This is a genomic window from Listeria swaminathanii, from assembly GCF_014229645.1.
Taxonomy (GTDB): domain Bacteria; phylum Bacillota; class Bacilli; order Lactobacillales; family Listeriaceae; genus Listeria; species Listeria swaminathanii.
On the sequence record NZ_JAATOD010000002.1, the window covers coordinates 120,613 to 135,836 of the forward strand.

15 protein-coding genes are annotated in these 15,224 nt (G+C 39.8%); 4 read left to right on the forward strand and 11 right to left on the reverse strand.

Annotated features, from left to right (window positions below):
• Nucleotides 1–41: 41 nt before the first annotated feature.
• The 10 genes from dinG to HCX62_RS07815 form a co-directional block, all read right to left on the reverse strand.
• Nucleotides 42–2,828 carry an ATP-dependent DNA helicase DinG gene (dinG, locus tag HCX62_RS07770; protein ID WP_185638237.1) on the reverse strand — a complete coding sequence of 929 codons (2,787 nt, stop codon included), beginning with the start codon at nt 2,826–2,828 and terminating at the stop codon, nt 42–44.
• Between the two features lie 96 nt (nt 2,829–2,924).
• Nucleotides 2,925–3,308 carry an aspartate 1-decarboxylase gene (panD, locus tag HCX62_RS07775; protein ID WP_185638239.1) on the reverse strand — a complete coding sequence of 128 codons (384 nt, stop codon included), beginning with the start codon at nt 3,306–3,308 and terminating at the stop codon, nt 2,925–2,927.
• 3 nt (nt 3,309–3,311) lie between these two features.
• Nucleotides 3,312–4,169, reverse strand: coding sequence for a pantoate--beta-alanine ligase (gene panC, locus HCX62_RS07780; protein WP_185638241.1), 858 nt, complete (start codon nt 4,167–4,169; stop codon nt 3,312–3,314).
• A gap of 3 nt (nt 4,170–4,172) precedes the next feature.
• Nucleotides 4,173–5,006, reverse strand: coding sequence for a 3-methyl-2-oxobutanoate hydroxymethyltransferase (gene panB / locus HCX62_RS07785; protein WP_185638242.1), 834 nt, complete (start codon nt 5,004–5,006; stop codon nt 4,173–4,175).
• Nucleotides 5,007–5,179: 173 nt separating this feature from the next.
• On the reverse strand, nt 5,180–5,647 hold the full coding sequence (locus HCX62_RS07790; protein ID WP_185638244.1) for a thioredoxin family protein: 468 nt from the start codon (nt 5,645–5,647) through the stop codon (nt 5,180–5,182).
• 147 nt (nt 5,648–5,794) lie between these two features.
• The gene (locus HCX62_RS07795) at nt 5,795–6,772 is read right to left on the reverse strand and encodes a biotin--[acetyl-CoA-carboxylase] ligase (protein ID WP_185638246.1); all 978 of its coding nucleotides are present in this window, start codon (nt 6,770–6,772) and stop codon (nt 5,795–5,797) included.
• Nucleotides 6,762–7,943: a CCA tRNA nucleotidyltransferase gene (locus HCX62_RS07800; protein WP_185638248.1), complete on the reverse strand. Its 1,182-nt coding sequence runs from the start codon at nt 7,941–7,943 to the stop codon at nt 6,762–6,764. The genes HCX62_RS07795 and HCX62_RS07800 overlap by 11 nt, the downstream gene beginning before the upstream one ends.
• A gap of 14 nt (nt 7,944–7,957) precedes the next feature.
• Nucleotides 7,958–8,362 carry a methylglyoxal synthase gene (gene mgsA, locus HCX62_RS07805; protein ID WP_003723016.1) on the reverse strand — a complete coding sequence of 135 codons (405 nt, stop codon included), beginning with the start codon at nt 8,360–8,362 and terminating at the stop codon, nt 7,958–7,960.
• Between the two features lie 15 nt (nt 8,363–8,377).
• Nucleotides 8,378–9,169 (reverse strand): 4-hydroxy-tetrahydrodipicolinate reductase, encoded by a 792-nt coding sequence (gene dapB / locus HCX62_RS07810; RefSeq protein WP_185638250.1) that lies wholly within the window; start codon nt 9,167–9,169, stop codon nt 8,378–8,380.
• The gene (locus tag HCX62_RS07815; RefSeq protein ID WP_185638251.1) at nt 9,166–9,501 is read right to left on the reverse strand and encodes a nucleotide pyrophosphohydrolase; all 336 of its coding nucleotides are present in this window, start codon (nt 9,499–9,501) and stop codon (nt 9,166–9,168) included. The genes dapB and HCX62_RS07815 overlap by 4 nt, the downstream gene beginning before the upstream one ends.
• Before the next feature lie 141 nt (nt 9,502–9,642).
• On the opposite strand from HCX62_RS07815, the gene HCX62_RS07820 reads away from it, so the two are divergent.
• On the forward strand, nt 9,643–10,509 hold the full coding sequence (locus HCX62_RS07820; protein WP_185638253.1) for a YitT family protein: 867 nt from the start codon (nt 9,643–9,645) through the stop codon (nt 10,507–10,509).
• Here the strand turns inward: HCX62_RS07820 and HCX62_RS07825 are convergent.
• On the reverse strand, nt 10,499–11,605 hold the full coding sequence (locus HCX62_RS07825; RefSeq protein WP_185638255.1) for an NAD(P)/FAD-dependent oxidoreductase: 1,107 nt from the start codon (nt 11,603–11,605) through the stop codon (nt 10,499–10,501). The two genes, HCX62_RS07820 and HCX62_RS07825, sit on opposite strands and share 11 nt — an antisense overlap.
• A 320-nt stretch (nt 11,606–11,925) precedes the next feature.
• On the opposite strand from HCX62_RS07825, the gene HCX62_RS07830 reads away from it, so the two are divergent.
• Genes HCX62_RS07830 through HCX62_RS07840 form a run of 3 tightly spaced genes read left to right on the forward strand, consistent with a single transcriptional unit; the run spans nt 11,926 to nt 15,216 of the window.
• Nucleotides 11,926–13,062 carry a GGDEF domain-containing protein gene (locus tag HCX62_RS07830; protein ID WP_185638257.1) on the forward strand — a complete coding sequence of 379 codons (1,137 nt, stop codon included), beginning with the start codon at nt 11,926–11,928 and terminating at the stop codon, nt 13,060–13,062.
• A gap of 25 nt (nt 13,063–13,087) precedes the next feature.
• A complete protein-coding gene (locus HCX62_RS07835) occupies nt 13,088–14,215 on the forward strand; it encodes a GGDEF domain-containing protein (protein WP_185638259.1) in 1,128 nt (375 codons plus the stop codon).
• Entirely contained in the window at nt 14,212–15,216 is a 1,005-nt protein-coding gene (locus HCX62_RS07840; protein WP_185638261.1) for a glycoside transferase, read from the forward strand. The genes HCX62_RS07835 and HCX62_RS07840 overlap by 4 nt, the downstream gene beginning before the upstream one ends.
• Nucleotides 15,217–15,224 lie beyond the last annotated feature (8 nt).

The window sequence follows — 15,224 nt, forward strand, 5'->3', positions numbered from 1 at the left end:
AGCAATAGCCGCCTAAGATTTGAAGTCATATCAGGAAAAATTTAACCTTCCTTAAAGAATTCGCTCACTTCTTCTAATAAATCAGCCTGTTTTCCTTTTAAAATAGGGGCGCTTGGGATTGATTCCAAAAAGGCTTTCCCAAATTTGGTCGTATCCACCCGGTTGTCAAAAACAAAGACAATTCCTCGGTCGGATTCTCGTCTAATTAATCGACCAAAGCCCTGTTTAAATCGCAGTACAGCTTCTGGTAACGAATACGTTTGGAAAGCATTTTCCCCGCGTTCTTTTCGAAGCGATATTTGCGCTTTCGTATACGGATCATCCATCGGTGCAAACGGCAATCGAACAATTACAAGGCATGATAAGTCCTCACCAGGAATATCAATCCCTTCCCAAAAACTAGTCGTCCCAAGTAAAATCGCTTTGTCGAACATTTGGAATTGCTTTGTTAGGCGTGCTGCACTTCCTGCTGAAACCCCTTGTGCTAAAACAACATATTCTGCTAATGATTTCTCATTTTTCATATGATAGTACGTTTTTTGCAACATATCTGAGGCGGTGAAAAGCACGAGCATGCGTCCATTTGTTTTGACAGCGATATGTCGAATGTACTTAGCGAGTTCCGCGGTATAGCGCTCGATTGGTGTATCTTTAATCGGCGGCATATCATCTGGAATCATCACGCGGGCATTTTCTTTATAATCAAATGGCGAAGGAATCCGTTTTTCCACGATTTGTTCTTCTTCTAAACCAAGACTTTTGCGTAAATAATCGAATTTCCCTTTGACGGTTAAGGTAGCGGATGTCATAATCACACTTTCCTTTTTCGCGAAAAATTCTTTTCCAAGTGTTGGCTCCACTTCCATTAGCACTGCTTTCAAGCGAATACTGGAGATAGAATGATTTTTGTCAGCTTGCAAATAAATCGTCAAGATAGGTGATTTTTTATGCAACATTTGCTCGAGTTGCTTCACCATATTTTTCCAATCGAGTAAAAAGGCATACATTTCTTCTAAAAAGGCGCTTTCTGCCTCGCCCAGTGCATTTTCTTCTCGCTTGCCTTGCTCTAGTAAAGTTTCCATGTTTTTTTCTGACTCTTGTAGTAAATACAACACTTTCTCCGCGGCGTAATAAACCTTGTCATTCCAAGCATCTTTTTCACTATTTTCTACTAAGACGACTTCTTGCAAATTTTTACGCGCGACGTTTAGCTGCATTTTTAAAAGTCCGAAAAATTCTTCTATCGCTTCACCTAACTTCATTGCCGCAATATCTAAGTCGTATAAACTATCCGCTTCTGGAAAGGCCATCGCTAATCTTGTTAACAAAGAATACTTTTCTAATGAGCCTAATTGGTTCAAAAAGTATTTTAATTTTCGATAAGAAAGAACAAAACTGCCTTGAGTTCTCGCGCTATCAGCAAAATGATGGGCTTCATCGATTACAGCAAATGCGTACTTAGGTAATGTTTCTCTTCCGGAAAAATGGTCATTCAATAGCAAAGCGTGATTAACAATAACTAGGTCGGCATTTTTCGCTTGTTTAATGTTGAATTTATAAAAATCATGCATGAGCCACGGATCATGTTTTTCAGATAAGAACCACCCTGTGTGTTTCATTCGATTCCAAAATAGTTCTCCGCCACTGGATAAGTTCACTTCGTCAATATCGCCGGTCGTTGTTTCCGTAAGCCAGACGAGCAATTTCAATTTTGTCACAACGACATCATATTGCGTATCAACTTCTTGTAACAACTGCTCAAATTTAAATAAATTCAAATAGTGATCGCGCCCTTTAAGTAGGCTTGCTTTCACTTTAAAACCTGTTAATTTCGTCAAAAGCGGCACATCTTTTTCAAATAGTTGCGCTTGAAGAAGATTCGTATATGTACTAATAACTACTGGTAATTCCGCTTGTTTCGCTTGATAAATCGCTGGCAAAAAGTATCCTAATGACTTCCCAATTCCGGTTCCAGCTTCAATCAACGCATGTTTTCCAGACTTCATCGCTTGGAAAACAAGGTTCATCATTTCAAATTGACCACTTCTTGCGTAAAGTGGCGCTCCAGCTTTTTTAAATAAAGCCATCTTTGCTTCGTCCGTTTCCGGAAATTCCAGTAAATCTGCTCTACTATAAGTGGGCCTTTCGACTTCTTTTTTACGAATTACTAGTCCGCGATGTTCCACAAAAGCTGGATCAAGTGGTTTGTTTTCACGTTCTTTTCGCATTTCAATTTCGAATAACAACTCTGGAAGATAGCTTTTCAGACTACCCGAAATAGTTGTCATTTGACGGATTACTGGTAATGGTAAATTTTCTAGCTTGTCCAATAATAGTAGTAACAAGTCTGCCGTTACTTCCGCATCACTATCCGCGCGATGTGGCTTATCGTGTCCAAGGTTGAATTCATCCGATAAGTCTTGCAATTTATAACTATCGATTCCCGGATACATCATTCTAGCTAATTCGACGGTATCTAATTTTTTCATTTTCCCGAGTGAAATTCCCGCGCGCGTCATTTCTCGTTCTAAAAAAGTCCAATCAAACGAAACATTATGCGCGACAAAAATAGTATCTTCTAGTAAATTCGCGATAATCGGAGCTACATCTTCAAAAAGTGGCGCATTTTTCACATCTTTTGGCGAAATTCCCGTTAATTCTTGAATAAAAGCAGGAATTGGCTTTTCTGGATTTAAAAAGGTGGAGTATGTTTCCAGCCGTTTTCCTGATTCGACAAAGCAAGCAGCAAACTGGATAATCCGGTCCTCGCGCGATGCTTGATTTCCTGTTGTTTCTAAATCGACGACTATATAGCGTCTCTGTTTCATCTGCTCCACCTCTTTCCTTAACTGCTTTTATTCAAAAATAACGATTCAAACAAACGAGTAGCTTGAGCAGAAATCCACTCAAGCTCCCCGAACTGATTATAAAGTCGTATGCGCTTTTTCTTCTGGAAGTACCATTTCAATATGATTTTTTTCATCGAGTACGACGATTTTTGGTTCATGTGTTTGTGCTTCTTCCGCAGTAAACATACCGTAGCTCATGATAATAACTACGTCCCCTACTTGGACATGTCTAGCTGCTGCCCCGTTTAGACAAATTACTCCGCTACCCGGCTCGCCTGGAATAATATATGTTTCAATTCTTGCGCCATTATTATTATTTACAATTTGCACTTTTTCATTTGGAAGCATATCCACCGCTTCTAAAATAGCCGAATCAATCGTAATACTTCCTACATAATTCAGATTGGCTTCTGTTACAGTCGCTCGGTGAATTTTGCCATTCATCATTGTTCTAAACATTTTTTACCGCCTCTTTACATTTATTAATTCATTATCGATTAAACGAGCTTTTGAGTACTTCACTGCTGCTGCAATAATTATCCCTTTTGACCAATCTGTAACTGGTGTGAATTCGGGATAAGCGTACAGTGCCAAGTAAGCAATTTTTTCGTGCGCTGTTTGTTCGTTGATTTTATCTGTCATTACTTGAACAATTTTTATTTCATCTGTTTCGCCAGATTCAATAAGTTCTCGGCCTAGTTGTAAAGCTGCGTGAATAACTGGTGCTTCTCTGCGTTCGGTTTCAGTCAAGTAGACATTGCGCGAACTTTTAGCGAGTCCATCCGCTTCCCTTACCGTTGAAATAATTCGCAAGTTCACTGGGAAAAAGTAATCTTCTACCAAGCCAGAAACTACGGCTACTTGTTGGGCATCTTTTTGACCAAAGTAAGCATTATCCGGACTTACTAAATGAAATAGTTTCGTTAAAACCGTTACCACTCCGTCAAAATGGCCTTCTCGCTCAGCGCCGTCAAGTACCGAAACGCGCTTCGTAACGTGTAGTTTGGTCGCTAATTCGGTTGGATATATTTCTTCTACGGTAGGCACAAATAAAATGTCTACGCCGCCTTCTTCCGCAAGTTTTGCGTCATGCGCTTCATCTCGTGGATAAGCATCGAAATCTTCGTTTGGTCCGAACTGAGTTGGGTTGACAAATACGCTCATAACGACAAAATCGTTCTCTTTTCGCGCATGGCTAACAAGTGTCATATGGCCTTCATGTAAAAAACCCATTGTCGGCACGAAACCGATTGTTTTATTCGCTTGTTGTTGTTTTAAAATAGCTTCTCTTAGTTCTTGTTTAGTTCGAATGATTAACATCTGCTATTCCCTTCCATAAAGGCCTTTTAAGTCTTCTTCGGCCATCGTAAAGCTATGTTTTACTTCTGGAAATGCTTGTTCTTTAACTTCTTTAACATAGCTTGCAAGTGCTGGTTCGATTGTTTCGTCAATATCCGCATAAGCTTTCACAAATTTGGCACGGCGACTGATACCATAACCAATAATATCGTGATAAACAAGTACTTGTCCATCTGTTTCAACGCCAGCTCCAATACCAATTGTCGGGATAGAAAGTGCTTTGGTTACTTTTTCTGCTAGTTGACGTGGAATTGCTTCCAGTACAAGTGCAATCGCTCCTGCCGCTTCTACAGCGAGTGCATTATCTATTAATTCTTGCGCTTCTTGGGCAGATTTAGCGCGTACTTTATAGCTTCCTGTCAAGCCAACACTTTGTGGCGTTAAGCCGAGGTGGGCAACAACTGGAGCCCCTGCTTCTGTTAAACGTGCAATTTTGTTAACGACTTCGCCTGCGCCTTCCAACTTCACAGCATGAGCGCCGCTTTCTTGGATGATTTGGCGTGCATTTTGAATCGTTTCATCGACAGAACCGTGATAAGTCATGAACGGCATATCGGTGACAACAAACGTATCCGCAGCCCCGCGCTTCACGGCTTTTGTATGATGAATCATGTCGTTTATTGTTACTGGTACGGTTGAATCGTAGCCTAAAACTACCATTCCAAGTGAATCACCGACTAAAATCATATCTGCTTCTGCTTGTTCTACATTCTTAGCAGAAGGATAGTCATAGGCGGTAATCATCGTGATTTTCTCTCCGTTTTCCTTCATAGCAAAAAAGTCTACTGGTCTTTTCATTTTCTTAGCTCCTTTTCGTCCCTGTTAAATTGCTTTAATCAAGGCAAAAAACATATTTTTATTAGTAGCGTTAGTATGATCCGGTGAAGGTATCATCCATTCATTGCTACCATATGTATAATACCATAAATAGATGCTTACTTAAAGTATGCAAATTGAAGATAGGTCTAAGCTTAGACCTCTTTACTCACTTTATCCATCCATTTCGTTAATTTTTCTGGTTCGTCGGTCGCCGCATAGGTTGATACAACTTTTCCATCTTTTAAATAGACCATTGTTGGGACAGAATCAATATCCATCTCTTTTAAAAGGGCAATCATATCATCACGGCTTTTTTCGGATGCTTTATCGGTATTATAATAAGCCATGTTTTGCTCTGACTGTCTTTTTTCAAGTTCTTTCTTCAGGATGGGTTGGAACGCTTGGCAGTCTTCGCATGTTGGTCGTCCAACGTATACAAAGCCAGTTGTTTTATCAGCCATTTTTTGTTTGAAATCTTTGGTCGTAATTGTATTTAAAAAGGTCGAGCTTTCTTTCTCGGTTTGGTTCGCCTTCTCTTCGGTTTCTTTTTTATTATCACCACATGCACCGAGCGTAACAACTACGGTAATTAGCGCTAAAAGTAATAGAATTTTTTTCATAAAAACAACTCCTTCGTGTTTATTGTACTTGATTTTCTCAAAAAAAGAAAAACCCGAAAAAGTGATTTTCACACTATGATTTCGAGTTAAAAGATATGTTTTCGGTTATTTTGTTAGGTCTAAAACGATCTTTTACATAGGGTTTCGTTATTTTTCATTATCCAGCAAAATATCTGCGGAATAAATCGAATGCACCTCGCCTAGCGAATCTTGAAGTAATAGGACACCTTCATCCGAAATACCTTTTACTTGTCCATGAATTTTGCCTTTGGTTGTGCTGGCAGTTAGTTTTTCGCCAAATGGGATTGCTTTTGTTTCCCAAAGTAGTTTTATTGGCGCAAATCCTTTATCTAGGAAAAGTTCATAATATTTTTCTAAAGACGTAAGAATTTCTTGCAGCAAGGCTTTTCTTGATATTGTTTCGCCTAATTCCAGTTTAAGAGAACTTGCTTTGTCTTTGATTTCTTCTGGGAATTCCTGTTGGTTGACGTTAATGCCCATGCCAATAATAACTGCGTGAATGGTTTCTGCTTCGGCTTGCATTTCTGTTAATACGCCACAGATTTTTCGTTTACCGATATAAATGTCATTGGGCCATTTGATTTTCGGTTCGAGGCCGGTGATATTTTCAATTGCCTCTGTGATAGCGAGCGAGGCGATAAAAGTGAACTGCGGTACTTTTTGAATTGGAATTTGCGGTTTTAAAATGACGCTCATCCAAATGCCTTCCCCTTTTTTAGAATTCCACGGGCGAAGTAAACGGCCTTTTCCAGCTGTTTGCTCATCAGCCACGATTACGGTTCCTTCTGGGCTTGTTTCGATTTGTTGGTGGGCAATGATTTGTGTGGAGCTCACCGATTCGTGTATTTCCAAATGTTGACCGATAAATTTTGTTTCTAAACCGAGTAATAGTGCGTCTTTCGTGTACTGTTCTGCAGTTGCTGATAAACGGTAACCACGATTTCTGACTGCCTCGATTTCAAAACCTTCTTTACGAAGCGCCTCCATTTGTTTCCACACGGCCGTACGCGAGCAGCCTAGGCTATCCGCGATTTCCTGCCCGGATAAATAAGCGCCATTACTTTCTGTAAATAACGCAAGCAATTTTTCCCGATTATTCTTCATGATAGCCTAGCCACCTTTTTAGTTGATTTTTTTCATTGTTAATTTCATTTAAAAGAACCGCGCGCTCCACATTATCGAGCGTTTCCTTTACCCAAGGACCCGCGTTTTCTCCGGACCATTTTAGTAAATCAGCTCCAGAAATGGCTAAGTCTTTTTTGGAGTGAATCGGCAGTAATTCGTATGCTTGGTCGAGTGCTGCTTGCTTATTTGCTTGACCACGAATGACATTAAGTTCATTCACTAACGAAAAAACGGCTTTTCCAGCGTGATATAATTCTTCTGTCAGCCACGCTTCTTTTGTATTCAAGGCATCTTGGTATGCTTTATTTACTAATTGGATTGTTTTATTTGGTAATTTCCACGCTTTTAAAAATGCGGTAACGTTGGTTGGTTTTACGGCAACGACAAGTCCGAGCCAAATAGCCTCTTCGGTTGTCCGTTTTTCCCAGTTCCAGCTAGCAAATTCGGTTAGCGCGACTTTTTCTCCTTTTAAACCTGGCAAATATGTTTCCATTTCGACTTGTAAAAGTAAGTCCATCGCTCGTTTTATAGCTGGACCTTTGATCATTTTTATCCATTCGACCGTAATTCGTTCTACAGAAGTATGTTGCAATAAGGCAATTTGGCTTCCTAAGGCGTTTTCCGTTTCTTTATCAAGCTCGAAATCAAGTTGACTAAGAAAGCGAACTGCGCGCATCATTCTGAGCGCATCTTCATGAAAACGTTCGGAGGCTTTACCGACTGCTTTAATTTCTTTGTTTTGAATCGCTAATTGTCCGGAAAACGGATCGTGTAAATCGAAATGTTCGTCCATCGCAATCGCATTCATCGTAAAGTCACGGCGCTGCAAATCTTCTTCTAGCGAGCGAATAAAGGTGACTTCGCTTGGACGCCTGAAATCCTCATACGTTCCTTCTGTTCGAAAAGTGGTCACTTCATAACATTCTTTATTTTCTCTAACGGTAACTGTTCCGTGCGCAATCCCAGTATCATAGGTTGCTTGAAAAATTTCTTTTACTTCTTCCGGAAAAGCACTGGTTGCAATATCTACGTCGGAAATCGTTCTATTTAGCAAGTAATCTCTGACAGATCCGCCAACAAAATACGCTTCAAATCCCGCTGTAGTTAATTTTTGCAATACAGGAAGCGCTTTTAGAAAAACGTCATTCATCTGTCATCGCTCCTTTATTCATCATTCCGTCTTAAATCCCGCCAATCGAGGAAACCTGCTCCTAATCCGCGAATTAAAATTTCTGCTGTGCCAATATTTGTTGCTAAAGGAATTTCGTATACATCGCATAATCGAATAAGCGCCGTCACGTCTGGCTCATGTGGTTGAGCGGTTAATGGATCGCGTAAGAAAATAACGAGGTCCATTTTATTTTCAGAAATACGCGCGCCGATTTGTTGGTCGCCACCAAGCGGACCTGATTTAAAACGATGCACCGTCAAGCCTGTTGCTTCGATGATTCGTAAACCCGTTGTCCCTGTTGCATATAATTGATGCGGTTCGAGCAAATGTTTATATGCCGTTGCAAATCCAACCATCAAATCCTTTTTTTCATCGTGCGCGATTAATGCGATATGCATCTCATTCACCTATCCTTAGTCTAAAATATTTTCTAAGCCATAAATAAGTGTTTCTAGTTCTTTCGTTTTGCGAACAGAAAGTGCTACGCCAGACATAAAGGAAATTCGGTCATAAGAGTCGTGGCGAATCGTTAATCCTTGTCCTTCTGCCCCGAAAATCACTTCTTGATGTGCCACAAGTCCCGGTAAACGGACACTATGGATACGCATGCCTTCATATTCTGCGCCTCTTGCACCTTCAATGAGTTCTACTTCATCTGCTGCACCTTGTTTAATGAATTCACGATTTTCCGCCATCATTTCTGCCGTTTTTACAGCTGTACCACTTGGCGCATCTAATTTATTATCGTGATGTAATTCAATGATTTCAACATTTGGAAAATATTTAGCTGCTTTTTGTGCGAATTGCATCATTAAAACCGCACCTACAGCAAAGTTTGGCGCAATTAACGCACCGATTTTTTTCGATTCCGCAATTGCTCTTAGTTCCGTGATTTGTTCTGGTGTAAAACCTGTTGTACCAACGACTGCGCGTACACCGTGTTCTAAAATAGTTTTCATGTTACTATACCCAACTTTAGGTGTCGTAAAATCAACAACGCAATCCGGTTTTACTGTTTCTAACATCTCACTTAAATTACCATAAACCGGTACATCTAATGCGTTAAACTCAGCGATTTCACGGATATTTTTTTCTTTCGGTTCGTGGTCAAGTACTGCCACTAATTCCAAATCTGCTTCTCTTAAAACAGTTTTAACAACCTCGTGTCCCATTCTTCCTTTAAATCCAGATACTGCTACTCTCATTTTGATTTATCCTCCTTTTTCGTCCAGCGGTCTTTATCGCGTTCTTTAAATTTCGCCATAACCGTGTCGTGTGCTTGTTCCATATCAATATCAAGTGAATTGGCCATACACGTAAGGACAAACAGGCAATCGCCAAGTTCCTCTGCGACGGTTTTTTTTGGTTCACTTGTTTTCTTCGGTTTTTCACCATAATAATGATTAATTTCTCTGGCTAACTCTCCCGTTTCTTCCGTAATTCGCGCCATCATTGCGAGTGGGGAAAAGTAACCTTCCTCGAATCCACCAATGAAATCGTCTACTTCTTTTTGTATTTCTGCCATTGTTTTCGCCATCGGTTTCCCCCCTTTTTGTGGTAAACTAAAATAGATTTTAAGACTAATTGTTAACTTCATTTCATTATACCTAAACAAATACATACAAGTCCATGATTTTTTACTTACATATTAAATAGGTTCCAGGGAGGGGAAAAAGCGATGCTAAAAACACTTCGTATGAAAAATATTTGCTTTATTATGCTTGGTACAGCGATTTACGCATTTGGATTAGTTAACTTTAATATTGCTAATAATCTCGGGGAAGGCGGACTCGCAGGGGTCACTTTATTCCTACTGCACTTCTTCCAAATTGATCCAGCCTACTCTAACTTAATTTTGAATATCCCTTTATTTATCTTAGGGTGGCGCGTTCTCGGTAATCGTTCACTGATTTATACCGGAATTGGCACGGTGAGTTTGTCGCTGTTTTTATGGATTTTCCAGCGCATTCCTTATACGTTAGATTTGCATAGTGATTTGCTGCTCGTAGCGCTGTTTGCTGGTGGTTTTAGTGGCATTGGACTCGGCCTTGTGTTTCGCTACGGTGGGACAACTGGCGGCAGTGATATTATCGCTAAATTGCTTAATCATACGAAAGGAATTAGTATGGGACGCACGCTATTTGCGATTGATGCGATTGTTCTCGTTGCCTCCCTCTCTTATTTGGACGTTCGCCAAGTAATGTACACACTTGTCGCGGTGTTCATCGGTTCTCGGGTAATCGATTTTGTTCAAGAAGGAGCTTATGCGGCTCGTGGCGCACTGATTATTTCCAAAGATAATGATGCGATTGCTTCCCATGTAATGCTTGCGATGAACCGCGGTGTGACGGTGCTTGAAGGCCGTGGCGGTTTTTCGAAAAATGAACAAGACGTTCTTTATATTGTTGTTGCTAAAAATGAAATCATTCAATTAAAAAATATTGTGCAGGCGATTGATCCGCACGCTTTTGTTTCCGTTAGCGTCGTGCATGATGTGATGGGTGAAGGTTTCACACTTGATGAAAATAAAAATCCTATTTACTAATATATTTGCTAGGTTCGTAATTTTCTAAAGCTAAATCGACTGTGTTTCCAAGAGCCAAATCCGCCAAAAGTTTACCGACATATGGTCCCGTTGTTAAACCAGATGCGCCGAGACCATTAGCTAAAAACACCTTATCGAAACCAGGTAACTGCCCAATGAGTGGCGCAAAGTCAGGTGTATACGGTCTTGTTCCGACAGCAACACTAGCGATTTTCTGCTCCAAATCACCTTCCATAAACTGACTAACTTCTGTTATTATTTCTGCTCTACCTGCTGCTGTTGGCTCTGTATTGAAGCCAGCAGCTTTTTCATGTGTTGCGCCAACAATAACTTTTCCATTATCAAAAGGAACAATTGATTTTGCACTAGGTGGCAATATCACTGGCCAATCATCCGTTTCAAACTCGCTAAAATCCAGTGCCAACAATTGCCCTTTTTGCGCTAAAACATCTGTATGTAAACCAGCGTCTTGTAGCAAATCGGCCAACCAAGCACCCGATGCAATAATTAATTTATCGTAGCTTTCTTTTTCCTCGCCAACAAAAATTTCTCCATTTGTTGAAAAACGAGCGCGGCCAGATTTGATTTTCACACCATTTTCTTTTGCCGCATAAAGTAATGTTTCACAAAATAAGCCGCCATTCACGCGTGCTGCTCCACTTACATAAACAGAACCGAATCCCGGTTTAACGAGCGGAAATTTTTGCTTAGTTTCTGCTTCTGATAGTTTGGCAATCTCCCCCATCACGCTAGCTTCAAGGCGCCGCTCTTTTGCGAGGTTGAATAGCTCTGTTACTTTATCCTCGGTTGAACGAAGCGCAAGCACGCCGACTTGTTTGTAACCTGAATCGCGGCCAGTTTCTTCTTCCAACATATGCGCTATTTCCTTATAAAAAGCCGCACTATTTTTCGCCAGTTCATACCAATATTTATTCCGCCTTTTAGACAACCACGGGCAAATAATCCCCGCTGCGGCACGTGTTGCTTGTCCCGGCTCACCAGAATCAATTAACGTTATTTGAACATTTTCTTTTGATAGTAAATATGCTGCGCTGGCGCCGACAATTCCACCGCCAATGATGACTATTTTTTGCATGATTACACCCCTCTATATCAATTGTGACACAAGTTGACTTTTTGATAACTCTTTGTAATAATATGTGAAAATAGTTAAGTTTACAAACTACTAAAAATCCTCTACTTCATTCTATCCATTGTACTGAAATCCAGCTTTAATTACAAAAAGGCAGATTTTGGCTTATCTCGTTGTCATTACCACATATCCTCTTAGAGAACGCTTTCGCTCATTGGTTGGTTTTTTGCACTGCGTCTCAGCTAAAAATTCATTTATTTTTTCATTCTGCCTATATTAACTTTTCAGCTGATTAGTTATGCTGAGATATGGGAGATTTTTTTATGCCAAATATTCTTGATTCATTATGGAACAGCATGGCGCTTTTTTTATCAGCGCTTTTTTTTCACGGAATGGCGCTTCGGTCTATTAGAGAAAAAAAGCCCGCTTGGTTCCAAATCAAATTTGCCAATGAAATTATTAATTATGCACTGGGCGTTTACTACGGCCTTCTAGGTGTTTATTTTATTATCCGCGGATTACCTGGTATGGACTCTGGGATTTATACCGATATGTTACTCAATATTTTAATCGTACTTCATTTGTTCTCATCAGCTGGCCCGGCTACCATTGCGTTAATACTTATCGTAACAGGAAAATTATTACTGGGTGATGCGCTTTTCGCCAATTTTATTTATGTATTTTTAATTATCGGGTTTCACTTCATTTGTATGGAAGTGGCCAAATTACGCCTTAGTTCCGTTCAAAAAGTCGTTTTAGTCAAACTCACCGCGATTCCGCTGATGCTATTTTATTTACATCAAAAAATACATTTAGCCTATACGCTGGATTCCTTACCTGTTTGGATACTCTACTTTGCGGTTTCTTTTTTTATTACCTTTATTATTATTTCAGCGTCTTATTACATCGATACGTCTAATAAACTCATATACGACTTGCAACAATCCACTATCCTTGACCCGCTAACAGGTTTAACAAACTTTCGCCATTTTGAAAAAGCATTCGAAGCTGCTTTTAACTACGCTACTTTAAAAAAATCGAATTTAAGTGTCATTATTATTGATATTGATTATTTTAAACGGGTAAATGATACATATGGGCATTTAGCCGGAAATGGTGTTTTATCTACGTTTAGTCAGATGCTTCTAAAAATCAGTTTCCCACCGAATACAGTTATATCAAGGATTGGTGGCGAGGAATTTGCGATTATTTTGCCGAATATCGCTGTCAGTGAAACAGAGCATTTAGCAGAAAAAATCCGGCGAAAAGTCGAGAAAATTGATGTACCGATTGTCGCTTCTGGCTCTATCATTACTATTTCGGCTGGGATTGCGAACTATGATGGTAGCAATTATTCAAGCGCGAACGATTTACTGCACGCGGCCGATCAAGCCCTCTACAATGCGAAACGAAATGGACGAAACCAAGTACATATTCGCGAAACAGAACCAGTTATTTAAGAGAGTAAAAAGGAGATGAATCCATTTGTTCGAGCTAATTAATTCATACATAGATAGTTTAGCGCTCTTTCTTGCTATCCTTTTTATCCAGGGGATGTCTTTTCGAAAAATAAGACAATATCGCCCAAATTGGTTCCAAAATGGCAATAGACGACTATTTCTTTCTATTCTCCTTGGTGTCTATTATGGCCTGGCTGGTATTTACTTTATTTATGAAGGCGCCTACGAAAACAACCCAGTCATTTACACGAATATGCGGATTTTAATTTTGATGGTAACGAGTGTTTTTGGTGGCCGAGTGCCACTCATTTTTGCTTATTTGGTTATGCTTTTCGGCCGAATTAGTTTTGATATAACCTCGCCCATTACTAGTCGTTATATTATTTTGATGACGCTAATTTTCGCCGCTTGCTTACTTATTACCTTTTGGAAAAAACAACGCTTTTCGCGATTTGTCGCTTTGATTATTTTAAATTTCCCAGCGCTCCTGTATTATTTCGTGAATAATTTTGACCAGGGACGGATTTTGCGCGGTTTTGAAATTCTTGAGTACTTCTTGCTGTTCTTTGTGACAGCTTTGCTTGTGTTTTATGCCTGTAACTATATTGATAAAAGTAACCTTGTTATCCAAAATCTGACCGAAACTGCCATGACCGATAGTTTAACTAATTTACCGAATATGCGCTTTTTCACCCAACAATTCGCATGGATTTTTGCAAAAGCGCAGAAAAGGAAAAAGGCGCTATCACTTTTCATTATCGATATTGATAATTTTAAAGAAATTAATGATTTCCACGGCCACCAAGCTGGCAATACCGTTCTCGCCCAGTTTAGTAGCATTCTTAAAAACCGAACCTTTCCGCCACGGACAATGTTTGCTCGAATTGGCGGTGAAGAATTCGCTGTTTTACTGCAAAATGTTGACACTGCTCAAGCTGCTCTTATTGCTGATTTTTTCCGGGAAGAAATTGAACGGGCCAAGTTCCCTTACAATCCCGTTAGCGGCAAAGTGACCGTATCTATCGGGGTCGCTTCCGCCAGTTCCAATTTTGCAACAACGGAATCCCTTTTTGAAGCAGCTGACCAAGCCCTTTATCAAGCAAAACAAAACGGACGCAACCAAATTGCCGTTCATCAGGGGGAACTTGAATGAAACGAATTATCCTTATATTGATTTTACTTGTCCTTTTTGGCGCCGGACTTTACTTTCTCCTCCGCCCAGAACCGAAAGAACCTATCAGCGCACCGAAAGAAACAACGCCAACTTCGACCTCAGTTCAAACCTATGTAAAAGAAAATTATACTGCCAAAAACGATCTGATTATCGATTACAAAAATGCAAAAGAACCGCATTATTTGGCCGAGAGCATCGGACTTTACATGGAATATTTAGTCGAAGTAAATGATAGCAAAACCTTCCAAGAACAAGTAAACCTTTTAGAAAAAAACTTTATAACAAAAGATCACTTTATTAAATGGGAAGCGACTGACTCGACCACGACGAATGCCATTGTAGACGATTTCCGCATCACCGAAGCACTTTATCAAGCTAGTGAGAAATTCGACTACAAATCCTACAAAACACTCGCAGACAAACTACTCGCGAACACTAAAAAATATAGCGCTGACCAAGGTATTCCGGTAGATTTCTATGATTTCGTCCATCAAAAAAAAGCTGACACGCTTCATCTAAGCTATTTAAATATCCAAGCAATGCAACAGATTAATTATCGCGACAAAGCCTATCTACCCATTCAAACGGTGAACGCCGAACCATTTTTTACAGAAGTATTTCAAAATGGACAATTTCACTATGCCGACGCAAACGAAGTCAATATGATTGATCAAATGCTCATCGCACTTGCTTACTACGACGAAAATGGCGATATAGAGCCAAATTTCGATAATTTTTTACAAACCGAACTAGCTTCCAAAGGGAAAATTTATGCGCGTTATCAAAGGGAAACGAAGAAACCTAGCACAGAAAACGAATCCACAGCCGTTTATGCCTTTTTGACACAGTATTTTAACAAGACAAATCAAGCTAAAAATGGTAAAATCACCAAAGAGTTGTTAGAGAAAATGGACACGTCAAATCCTGAAACGACCCATTTTTTCGATTATATAAATAAAGAAATAACTCTTAAGAAATAACGGAAAGA